10 protein-coding genes are annotated in these 10526 nt (G+C 71.9%); 8 read left to right on the top strand and 2 right to left on the bottom strand.

Annotation, left to right across the window (positions count from 1 at the left end):
- From GTW43_RS05430 to GTW43_RS05420, 3 genes are all read left to right on the top strand, one after another.
- Positions 1-1328: aminopeptidase P family protein (locus GTW43_RS05430; protein ID WP_161300472.1), on the top strand; the 1328-nt coding region annotated here is incomplete at its 5' end.
- A 145-nt stretch (positions 1329-1473) separates the two neighbouring features.
- Positions 1474-2025: a GNAT family protein gene (locus tag GTW43_RS05425; RefSeq protein ID WP_161300471.1), complete on the top strand. Its 552-nt coding sequence runs from the start codon at positions 1474-1476 to the stop codon at positions 2023-2025.
- Positions 2026-2091: 66 nt separating this feature from the next.
- Entirely contained in the window at positions 2092-4017 is a 1926-nt protein-coding gene (locus GTW43_RS05420; RefSeq protein ID WP_161300470.1) for a helix-turn-helix domain-containing protein, read from the top strand.
- Positions 4018-4070: 53 nt separating this feature from the next.
- Here GTW43_RS05420 and GTW43_RS05415 read toward each other — a convergent pair whose 3' ends face one another.
- The gene (locus GTW43_RS05415; RefSeq protein ID WP_161300469.1) at positions 4071-4991 is read right to left on the bottom strand and encodes an EamA family transporter; all 921 of its coding nucleotides are present in this window, start codon (positions 4989-4991) and stop codon (positions 4071-4073) included.
- Between the two features lie 427 nt (positions 4992-5418).
- Here GTW43_RS05415 and GTW43_RS05410 point away from each other — a divergent pair, with 427 nt between their 5' ends.
- Both GTW43_RS05410 and GTW43_RS05405 read left to right on the top strand, forming a co-directional pair.
- Positions 5419-5613 carry a DNA-binding response regulator gene (locus GTW43_RS05410; protein WP_161300468.1) on the top strand — a complete coding sequence of 65 codons (195 nt, stop codon included), beginning with the start codon at positions 5419-5421 and terminating at the stop codon, positions 5611-5613.
- A complete protein-coding gene (locus tag GTW43_RS05405) occupies positions 5610-6161 on the top strand; it encodes an isochorismatase family cysteine hydrolase (RefSeq protein ID WP_161300467.1) in 552 nt (183 codons plus the stop codon). Before GTW43_RS05410 ends, GTW43_RS05405 begins: the two co-directional genes overlap by 4 nt.
- A 122-nt stretch (positions 6162-6283) precedes the next feature.
- Here the strand turns inward: GTW43_RS05405 and GTW43_RS05400 are convergent, their stop codons facing one another.
- A complete protein-coding gene (locus GTW43_RS05400) occupies positions 6284-7042 on the bottom strand; it encodes a GntR family transcriptional regulator (RefSeq protein WP_161300466.1) in 759 nt (252 codons plus the stop codon).
- 149 nt (positions 7043-7191) lie between these two features.
- On the opposite strand from GTW43_RS05400, the gene GTW43_RS05395 reads away from it, so the two are divergent.
- The 3 genes from GTW43_RS05395 to GTW43_RS05385 form a co-directional block, all read left to right on the top strand.
- Positions 7192-8184, top strand: a complete 993-nt coding sequence (locus GTW43_RS05395; RefSeq protein WP_161300465.1) for a PHB depolymerase family esterase — start codon at positions 7192-7194, stop codon at positions 8182-8184.
- 173 nt (positions 8185-8357) lie between these two features.
- The gene (locus GTW43_RS05390; RefSeq protein ID WP_161300464.1) at positions 8358-10067 is read left to right on the top strand and encodes an MFS transporter; all 1710 of its coding nucleotides are present in this window, start codon (positions 8358-8360) and stop codon (positions 10065-10067) included.
- On the top strand, positions 10064-10526 hold a 463-nt coding region (locus GTW43_RS05385), incomplete at its 3' end, for an amidase (protein ID WP_161300463.1). The genes GTW43_RS05390 and GTW43_RS05385, both read left to right, overlap by 4 nt.

Genomic DNA, 10526 nt, shown 5'->3' with positions numbered 1-10526 from the left:
TGCCGCGGGATCTGGAGCCGATCGCCCAGGCCGCCGAGACCGCCCGTCGCCGCGCCGCGCTCTCCGCCCGCTTCCCCGGTGAGCTGCTCGTGATCCCCGCGGGCCGTCTGAAGACGCGTTCCAACGACACGGCCTACGCCTTTCGCGCCGCCACCGAGTACGCCTACCTCACGGGCGACCAGTCGGAGCAGGGCGTGCTGGTCCTCGAGCCGCACGCCGCGGGGCACCGGGCGACGCTCTACCTGCTGCCGTGCTCGGACCGCGAGAACGGAGAGTTCTGGCTCGACGAGCACGGCGAACTCTGGGTGGGACGCCGTGACTCGCTCGACGAAGCGGCGGTGCTGTACGGGCTTGCCACCGCGGACGTGCGCGGCCTGCCGGATGTCCTGCGCGTGAGCGAGTGCCCGGCGCGGATCGTCCGCGGCTATGACGCGCCGGTCGAGTCCGCGGTCGCCGGTCGGATCTCGCAGTGGCGCGACGAGGAACTGCTCGCCTTCCTCGCCGAGGCGCGCCTGGTCAAGGACGCCTTCGAGATCGGCGAACTGCAGAAGGCGGTCGACTCCACCGTGCGCGGTTTCGAGGACGTGGTGAAGAACCTCGACCAGGCCCGGGCGACGAGCGAGCGGTACGTCGAAGGCACCTTCTTCCTGCGGGCGCGTGTGGAAGGCAACGACGTCGGCTACGGCTCCACGTGTGCCGCGGGGCCGCACACCTCCACGCTGCACTGGGGACGCAACGACGGTCCGGTCCGCTCCGGTGACCTGCTGCTGCTCGATGCCGGCGTGGAGACGCACAGCCTGTACACGGCGGACGTCACCCGTACCCTCCCGATCGGCGGGCGGTACAGCGGCGTGCAGCGGAAGGTCTACGACGCGGTCTGCGCAGCGCAGGAGGCGGGGTTCGCCGCCGTCCGTGCCGGTGCCGCGTTCGGTGACTTCCATCGCGCCGCGCAGCGCGTCCTGGCGGACAGGCTCGTCGAGTGGGGTTTCCTCGACGGTCCTGTCGACCGGGTGCTCGAGCTCGGTCTGCAACGCCGGTGGACCCTGCACGGCACCGGGCACATGCTCGGGATGGACGTGCACGACTGCGCCGCCGCGCGGGTGGAGACCCACCTGGAGGGCACGCTCGTGCCGGGCATGGTCTTCACCGTCGAACCGGGCCTGTACTTCCAGCCCGACGACCTGACGGTGCCGGAGGAGTACCGGGGCATCGGTGTGCGCATCGAGGACGACGTGCTGGTCACCGAGGACGGCTGCCGGATCCTCTCGGCGGCCCTGCCGCGCCGGGCCGACGAAGTCGAGGAGTGGATGGCCTCGCTGAGGGGCTGAGAGCGGGGACACGCGGCGACGGGCCGCGACCGTCCCGTGTGTCACACGTCCCGCGCGGGCGGTGGGCGGATCGCTCTTGGTGTCCGGCGCGGCGCCACGGTATATTGACGTAACGCTTGTTATGTGAATGTACGAAGGAGTGGCCATGCTGTCCCTGCCCCTGCGCGACGACGCCCGTCTCGGAGCGCTCGAGACGTGGCATGCGGAAGAGTTCGCCGCGCACATGGACCGGGCCCGCGAGCACATCCGCCCGTGGGTCGGTCAGCGGTTCGTGACGGACGACGTGGACGGGGCTCGGGCCACCCTCGCGCGGTACGCGGAGTGGCAGGCCGCGGACGGCGCCCGTCTGTACGGCATCTGGCACGACGGCCGGCTCGTCGGTGGCGTGATGTACGTCAGCTTCAGCGCGGACCTCGGCTCCTGCGAGATCGGCTGCTGGCTGGAACCGTCGGCGGAAGGTCTCGGCCTCGTGACCGCCGCCTGCCGGGCCCTGCTGGACTGGGCGTTCACCACCCGCGGCCTGGCGCGGGCCGAATGGCACTGCCGCGCGGACAACGACCGCAGCGCGGCGGTGGCGAAGCGTCTCGGCATGACGCTCGAGGGCGTACGCCGCAAGGCGTGGCCCTACCAGGGCGAGCGCCACGACAAGGAACTCTGGGCGGTCCTCGCCGAGGAGTGGCAGGAGTGGAACGCCTGACCGCGGCCGCTCGGCCGTCGGAGCGCAGGCCGGTCGGGGCCGGGCCCCGGCGGCAGGGAGGCTGACGTGCTGACGCTCAACCACCTCGTCGAGACCCGGCCCGATCTGCGGCTGCGCTGGGCCCACCCCACCCACCCCGGCGCATACGGCGACACACCCGTCTCCGAGGTCACCGCCGTCGTTCCGGCCCGCCAGACCGGGCAGGACATCACCTCCCAGCACCTCCCGGCCTCGGGCGGCGGCCTGGCCCTCGTCACCTGGACCCACCTCCCCGGGGCCGGCGGCGACCGACGGCTCTGCGACCTGATCACGGACCTGCGCCTGCACAATGCGGCCGGACTGGTGCTGCGCACCCCCGGAGAGCCGGGCGTCATCAGCTCCCGGGTGCGTGCGCAGGCGGACGCGTCCAAGCTCCCGGTCCTGGTGACGGGCGCGGACGCGGAGTGGGTGGGCGTCAATCACTTCATCCAGCAGCAGAGGGCGGCCGTCGCGGAGCGCCATGCGGAGCGCCTGGAGAACCTGCTGCTGCGCGTGCCGGTCCGCACCGACCACCCCGCCGCGGCCGGGGACATGCTCACCTGGCTGTCCTCCGCCCTGGACGTCGACGTCGCACTCGGGTCGCGCGAGCGCGGCGTCGTGACCGCGGTGCCCGCCGACCGCGACAACGGCGCCCGCCGGCTGGTCTGCCCGGACGCCCCCGGCGACGCCGCCTCCTTCGCGCACACGCGGGTGATCCGGGTCTTCGACGGAGGGGACTCCCTCGTCCTGGGAGTGGCCTCGCACCGGCCGCTCGACCGGGCGGACGTCCGGCTGATCCGCCACGCGGCCACGTTCCTCGGCTTCTTCGAGCAGATACGCCGCGACCGAGGAGCGGCCAGCGTGGAGCCGCGACGGGTGAACACCGCCGCGTTGCACGTACTCCTGGCCGACCCGGCACACGCCCACCGGGCCGCCCGCACTCTCGCCCCTGCGCTGGCGGACGCCACCCAGGCCCGGGTCCGGATCATCGACTCGGGCCGGGACGACCGGGAGCGCACGGTGCGCTGGTGCGAGGAGAACCTCGGCGGGCGGGCACTCGTGGCGCCGAGTCCGGACGAGCCGACGCAGACCGTCGTCGTCACGCCGGACCGGAACGACGGGCGGGTCGGGGCCGACCTCCTCGCACTGGTGAAGGACCGCGACTGGCTCGTCATGGGCGAGAGCCGCTCGCACAGCGTGGAGGCGGCCGGACGCGCCTACGCCGAAGCGGCCCAGGCGCTCCGCGACGCGCTTCGCGTCCCCGGCCGCGTCTCCACCGGCGTACCGCCCAAAGTGGCCCCGCTTCTCGCGTACGCGTCCGCGCACGCCTGGGCCACACACCTGCTCGCGCCCGTGCTGAGCGACCCCGGACGCCAACAGCTCCTCGACACCTTGTACGCCGGGTGCTCGGCCAAGCCGGCGGAAGCGTCCCGGAGCATCGGCGTCCACCGCAACACCCTGCGTCAGAGACTGCTCCGCGCCGGCCGCATGCTCGGCCTGGACCTCGACTCCGGGAACGACCGCATCCTCGTCCTGCTGGCACTGGACATCCTCTCCACGCTCGTGCACACGCCCTCGCCGCCGCCGGTGCCGTCGTCCGACGCGGCACCGACCCTGGACGACCTGTTGGCCGAGGAGCCGGAGCGCGTCAAGTCCTGGGCCGCACACACGTTGAACCCGCTGCGTACGACGCAGAGGTGTCTGACGAACACCCTGTGCGTGTGGTTGGAACAGGATCTGTCGGTCCGACGCACCGCGCAGGCGCTGGGCGTCTCGGAGGCCACGGTGCGCCACCACGTCCGCGACGCCCTCACCCTCGCCGGAATGGACGCGGACAGGAACCCGGCGCCCCGGTCCGGCAGGCACGGCACGAACCTCGCCGACCTGGGGATCGCCGCGTACGTCCTGCTCGGACGTCCCCGACTGCGCGACCGCGCTGCGCTCCCGAACCGAGGGGAACCGACCCGCGTGTGAAGGACGCGCGGCCCAGGGTGTGTCGCCTCCGCGTCGCACACATGACCGCTCCCTCAGAGGTCACAGGTGTCTCTTGTGCGCGCCTGCTGGATGCCGATGGAGAACAGGGTGAGCGCCGCGCCGAGGATCTGGACGCCGTTCAGACGATCACGGCCGAGGAGCACGGCGAGCAGGGTGGCGGTCAGCGGCTCCAGGAGCACCGCGACGACGCCCGCGCCCGCTCCCGCCCGGTGCAGACCGGCGAAGTAGCTGCTGTAGGCGAGGGCCGTGGGGACCAGTCCGAGAAAGAGGACGGCGCCGAACGCGTCGGCCCGCAGCGGCAGTTGCATTCCGGACGCCAGGCCCGCGGGCAGCAGGAGAACGCCGCCGGCCAGGAACCCGAGCCCGATGGTGGGGTCCCGTTCCGGGCCGGGCGGAGCCGTCCGGCGCTGCAGCGTGAGGACGGAGAAGCCCAGTGCCGCGAGGAGCGCCAGACCTGCCCCCTCGGCGCGCCGGGTGTCCGCCCCCACCGGTGAGTCGAGCAGCAGGACGAGCCCGCAGACAGCCGTCACCACCGAACCGACCGACCGGAACGTGGGACGACGCCGGTCGAGGACCGTGGAGCCGACGGTCACCAGCACGGGGATGGCGACCATCGTGGTGAGCGTCGCCATGCTCACCGAAGTGGCCTGCACCGCGGCGAAGTACGCGGTCTGGTAGACGGCCATCAGGACACCGGTCGAGGCCAGCCGGGCCGGGGCGCCCGGTGCCCGGAGCGCCGAACCCAGCGCGGCGGGGTGCCTGGTGAAGGACGTGATCAGGGCGCCGCCGACCAGCAGCCGGTACGCGGCGACGGACGCCGGAGGCAGCCCGGTCCGGGAGGCGAGGAACGACCCGGCGAGACCTCCGGTACCCCACAGCAGACCGGCGACCACGAACAGGCCGGGACCTGTCCGCGCGACGCGACGGGGGGAGAGGGACGAGCACGCGGGCATGACGGGTTTCCGGGTTCGGCAGACAAGCGGGGGTGTCGCCGGAACAGGCTCTCGGCAGAACCGACCTTCCCACGGCAGCGCGACCAACGGAGCGGCGCGAGGGAACCGCGTCGTAAAGGCGCCACACAGACTGTCGGAACGCACATTCCCCAGGGGCGCAGTGGAGCGGCCGAGGGCAGATCTAACGTGCCGGTCCACAGACAGTGCAAGACGACAGTGGTCCGAGTGGGACCTGCTTTCTAGTGTCGTTTCACGTCAGGAGCGAGACGGTCCGAGAGGGAAGGCCATGATGAGGTCAGCGATGTCCGAATGCGGGCCGGTCCTTCCCGGGCCGGGGACCGGACCGTCCCACCGGCCCGGCGCGGCAGGGGAGGGAGACGGACGCGCCGGTGCGTTCGACGAGACCGATCTCCGGATACTGGACCTCATGGGCGGCGGTCTGGCGGATGCCACGATCGCGCGGCGGTTGGCGCTGAGTCACCGGACTGTCCAGCGCAGAGTGCGCAGGATGATGGAGCTGACCCGTGTCGAAGGCCGCTTCGCCTTCGGACTGCGGGTCGGCGAGCTGGGGATCCTCGGCAGCAAGGACGGGACGGAACGAGTGGACGGAGATCTTTCATGACCACGGCCCTGATCATCGGTGATGTCCAGCGAGGCATCACGGGCGCCTATCCGTTCGCCGCGAAGGTGGTGCCGCCGCTCACCGCACTGCTTCCGCGTGCGCGTGCGGCCGGTGCCCTGGTGGTGTTCGTGCGGTTCGCGTTCCGGAGCAATGCGGCCGACCTGCCGGACAGCGCGCTCTATCGGTCGTTCTTCGACGCCGGGGACGACTTCCACGAGGGAACCCCCGGCACCGGCCTCGACCTCCCGGTCGCCCCCGAGGACGTGGTCGTGCTCAAGCGCCGTGCCGGTGCTTTCGCAGGCACGGATCTCGAACTGGTCCTGCGGGCACGGGGCGTCACCCGGCTCGCGGTGGCCGGTGTGGCGACGAGCGCGATGGTCGCGGCCACGTGTTACGACGCGGCGGACCGCGGTTATGGGCTGACGGTGCTGCGGGACGGGTGCGGCGACGGCGATCCGGCGGTCCATGACTTCTTCATGGACACGGTGTTCCCCGCTCGGGGGTTCGACGTGGTCTCCTGCGCGGACTGGCCGGTCGCGCGGGCGTGAACGGGTGAGGGCGCGCCGGTTCCGCGTCGGCGCGGGGGAGGGTGCGGGACGGCGCCCGTCCCCTCCGGCACTGCGGCTCCCCTCCGGTACTGCGCTCCCCTCCGGTACTGCGCTCCGCGCCGTCAGGGCCGGGGCAGTTCGATGGGTGCCCGGCTGACCGAAGCGCTCTTGGCGAGCACCTCGAGGACGTCGCGGCGTACCCGCTCGCACCGCGCGCGTGTGGCCGCCTGTGCCCCTTCGGCGTCCCGCTCGCGCAGGCACCGGAGGATGGCGTCCAGCTCTCCGGGCGGGCTGGCGATGCCGGGTTCGATGAGAGCGGCCATGCGCAGCACCCGCTCGAGTTCGTCGAGGACGTCGACGAGCGCCTTGCCGAGACGGTTGTTCCCGGTGAAGTTGGCGACGATGCCCTCGAACTCGATGCCCGCGCGCAGCGACTCCTCCTGCTCGGCCTCGCCCGCGGCCAGCGCGACGGGCACCGTGCACAGGGCTTCCAGGCGATCGAGCGCCGGAGTGGGCAGGCCCCTGCGGGCTGCGGCGCCGGTGGCCTCGCTCGCCAGCAGGGACCGCAGAGCACACAGGTCGTCGGTGTCCTGGAGGGTGACCGGGCTGACGACGTAACCGGCGCGCGGCAGGGCGCTCACGAGTCCGTCGCGCCGCAGTCGCGCCAGCGCCTCACGCACCGGCGTCTTGCTGATCTGCCACTGCCGGGCGAGGGACGTCTCGGTGAAGCCGCTGCCCGGGGGCAGGGTCAGATCGATGATCTGGCGTCTGATCGCCCGGTACGCCTGAGTCGTGCGGTCGAGCCCGCGCGCGTCACTGTCGAGCAGGAGCAGCGCGGGGACGTGCGTCAGTCCGGCCGGCGGGCCGTGGGTGGCAGACACCCCACTAGTATATCAATTCCCCGGATTGGTACATCTGGCTTGTGAACCGGCACAGGATCGCGCGGCCGGTCCTGGGCACTCTCCCATGGCCGGTGGCGGGGCCGCGCCCGGAGGATGTGCGCCATCGCACGCAACATCTGGAGGCTGTGATGGCAAGAGGATTCCGACGCGCACTGCTCGCGGTGGCCGCCGCGGGCCTGTGGCTGCCGTTCCTGGCGGACCCGGCGTCCGCGGCGGCGGGACACGACGAACGCGGCACCTACGTCGACGCCGCGGGACGTGTCGAGTACCAGGTGCACCTGCCGCCCGGGTACCGGCCGGGCAAGAAGCTGCCGGTCGTCGTCGCGCTGCACGGCTGCGGCATGACCGGGTTCGGCGCCAACTCGATGAAGGACATGACGCGCTTCGACCGCGTGGCCGACACCGAGAACGTCATCGTCGTCTATCCGACCCAGGACCCGCTGCGGAATCTGCTGCGCTGCTGGAACGCGATCCAGCCGCAGCACCAGCACCGGGGCAGCGGGGAGCCCTCGCTGATCGCCGGAGCGACCCGGCAGGTGGTGGAGCGGTACGGCGCCGACGCCCGGAGGGTGCACGTCGCCGGTGCCTCCTCGGGCGCGGGCCTCGCGGTCATCATGGCGGTGACCTACCCGGACGTGTACGCCTCGGCCGCGTCGCTCGCGGGCGGGGAGTACGCCTTCGACCGGGTGCAGCCGGATCCGGACCGGGTCAGCCCGATGGACACCGCGAAGCTCGCGTACGCGGAGATGGGTCCGCGTGCCCGCAGGGTGCCGATGCTGATCGAACAGGGCGACGCCGACACCACGGTGCCGCCGTGGATGGCCGACAGGCTGGCCTCGCAGTGGGCCGCCCTCGACGACCTGGCCGGCGACGGCACGGTGGACGGCGACGTGGACGACACACCTGATGCCACCGAACGCGTGGACGCACCGGGGGAGCGCCCCTACACGCGCACGCGCTACACGGCCCGCACCGGTGGCCGCACGCTGATCGAGAAGTACGACGTCGAGGGCCTGCAGCACAAGTGGCCCGGCGGCGGTTCAGGTCCCTTCGCCGATCCGCTCGGGCCGGACATGAGCCGGGTGATGTGGGACTTCTTCGCGGAGCAGCGCCTGCCCTGATGCCGCCACGCCGGAGGTGACCGCCTCCCGGGAGAAGGGGCGGGGTGCGGCCGCCCGTGCGGGTGGATCACAAACTTCGCCCCGACCCCTTCCCCGTACCGACCAGTCGGTACTACGTTCGCCGCGGCGAGCACGCATCCCGGCGTGCGGCTGACCAGCACAGGGGAGGCACGGTGTCGATATCGCCACCACCGACGAACGAACCGCGCGCTGCGGAGCCGGCCGTACCGGCACGCCTGCGTCTGGCACACCGGCAACTGCAGCACTATCCCGAACGCGCCTCCCGCTACTGGTACCTGGGGATCGTCGTCCTCGTCACGATCGTCCTCTACTACCAGCTGTACGTGCAGTACGCGGTCTCGACCGCGATCATCGCCGACTACCACATGTCGTTCCTGTACTTCGTCTACATCTCGGTGGCGGCCAACGCGGTGGGCGCCTTCGCCTCGCTCGTCGCGGGACTGGCCGACCGCTGGGGCCGGGCCAACATCGTGGTCTACGGACTCCTGGTCGTCGGCCTGCTCACCACGTTCGCGCTGCCGCACGCACCCGGCAAGACGAGCTACCTGATCGGCTACTGCGCCGTCGCCCTGGTCGAGGGCATGATCCTCGTCGCCACACCTGCCCTCATCCGTGACTTCTCACCGCAGTTGGGCCGGGCGTCGGCCATGGGCTACTGGACGATGGGCCCGATCATCGGCAGCCTCGTCGTCACCGCCGTCACCTCCCGCACGTACGGAGGCGGCACGAGCTGGCAGGACGAGATCAGGTTCGCCGGCATCAGCGGACTCGTCCTCTTCGTCATCGCCCTGTTCGGCCTGCGCGAACTCGCCCCGGCGCTACGGGACCAGATCATGGTGAGCCTGAGGGACCGGGCCCTGGTCGAGGCCCGCGCCAAGGGCATGGACACCGACGTCGCACTGCACGGCCAGTGGCGGCAGATGATGCGCCTCGACGTCATCGGCTCCGCCGTCGCCATCAGCCTGTACCTGCTCCTCTACTACGCGGCCGTCGGCAACTTCGTCCTCTACTTCGCCACGACGTTCGGCTACTCCGCGCAGCGCGCCAACGCCCTCCTGAACTGGTACTGGGGAGCCAACGCGCTCTCCCTCGTACTGGCCGGCCTGCTCTCGGACCGGCTGCGCGTCCGCAAACCCTTCATGCTGGCCGGCGCCCTCGGATCGATCGGCTTCACCCTCGCCTTCACCCTCCACGCCACCCGGCCGGACACCGGCTACTACACGTTCGCCCTGATCGTGGCCGGCATCGGCGTCACCAGCGGCATCGCCTACTCCCCGTGGATGGCGAGCTTCACGGAGACCGTCGAGCGCCACAACCCCGCCGCCACCGCCACGGGCCTGGCGATCTGGGGATGGATCGTCCGGATCACGGTCGCGCTCTCGGCCGCCTTCGTGCCGCTGGTGGTGCACTCCGTCACCCCGCTGATCGAGCACGGCACCGAGGTCGAGCGGGCGTCCGTGCAGGCGGCTCCCGCACTGGCCGTCACCCGCGCCCACCCGAAGATCTTCGCCGAACTCGACGCCTACGGACCCGGCAAGGTGCCGCCCGCGCTGCTCGCCGAGGCGGAGAAGGAGGTCGGCGCAGCGGACCTGCGCACTGTCCAGAAGGCCGCCCCGCAGCTGAAGATCCTGCGTGAACACGGCGCCGAGGTGCAGAAGGCGTCCGCGGAGAACCCCGGTCAGTGGCAGACGTGGTGGTGGGTGTGCCTGGGCGGGCAGGTGCTGTTCCTGCCGTTCGTCTTCGTGATGACCGGCCGCTGGCGGCCCCGCGACGCACGCCGCGATCTCCAGGACCACGAGGAGGCCGTGAGGCGGCAGGTCGAGGCCATGCATGGGACCACCGAGGAAAGCAGGACCGCATGACCGACGCGACCGAACTCCACGCGCTCACCGCTCTCGAACAGGCCGCCGCGGTACGCGCGGGCGACGTCACCCCGGACGATCTGGTGCGGCACAGCCTCGCGCGCGTCGAGGCACTCGACCCCGCGCACGGCGCCTTCGTGACCCGCACCCCCGACGCCGCCCTGGCCGCCGCGGCGGCCCTGGGCGGCCCCGCGGACCGTGGCACGACCCCGCTCTTCGGTGTCCCCACCGCGGTCAAGGACCTGGTCGACACCGCGGGCGTCACCACCACCTACGGTTCGAAGGCCTTCGCCGACCATGTTCCCGCAGTGGACGCACACACCGTCACGCGGATGCGCGAGGCCGGACTCGTCAGCATCGGCAAGACCAACACCCCGGAGTTCGGCTGCTGTTGCTACACGGACAACGACCTGGTGGGCCCCGCCCGCAACCCGTGGGACCGCACCCTGTCCGCGGGCG

Origin of the sequence: Streptomyces sp. SID5785, from assembly GCF_009870065.1 — a bacterium.
Taxonomy (GTDB): domain Bacteria; phylum Actinomycetota; class Actinomycetes; order Streptomycetales; family Streptomycetaceae; genus Streptomyces.
Note: the sequence above shows the minus strand (reverse complement) of the source record. Positions and strands in the feature narration are given on the sequence as shown.

Bases quoted from the DNA above. Each gene is read 5' to 3' on its own strand.
- GTW43_RS05425 (WP_161300471.1), top strand. From the start codon at position 1,474: ATGCTGTCCCTGCCCCTGCGCGACGACGCCCGTCTCGGAGCGCTCGAG.
- GTW43_RS05415 (WP_161300469.1), bottom strand. From the start codon at position 4,991: ATGCCCGCGTGCTCGTCCCTCTCCCCCCGTCGCGTCGCGCGGACAGGT.
- GTW43_RS05410 (WP_161300468.1), top strand. From the start codon at position 5,419: ATGGGCGGCGGTCTGGCGGATGCCACGATCGCGCGGCGGTTGGCGCTG.
- GTW43_RS05405 (WP_161300467.1), top strand. From the start codon at position 5,610: ATGACCACGGCCCTGATCATCGGTGATGTCCAGCGAGGCATCACGGGC.
- GTW43_RS05395 (WP_161300465.1), top strand. From the start codon at position 7,192: ATGGCAAGAGGATTCCGACGCGCACTGCTCGCGGTGGCCGCCGCGGGC.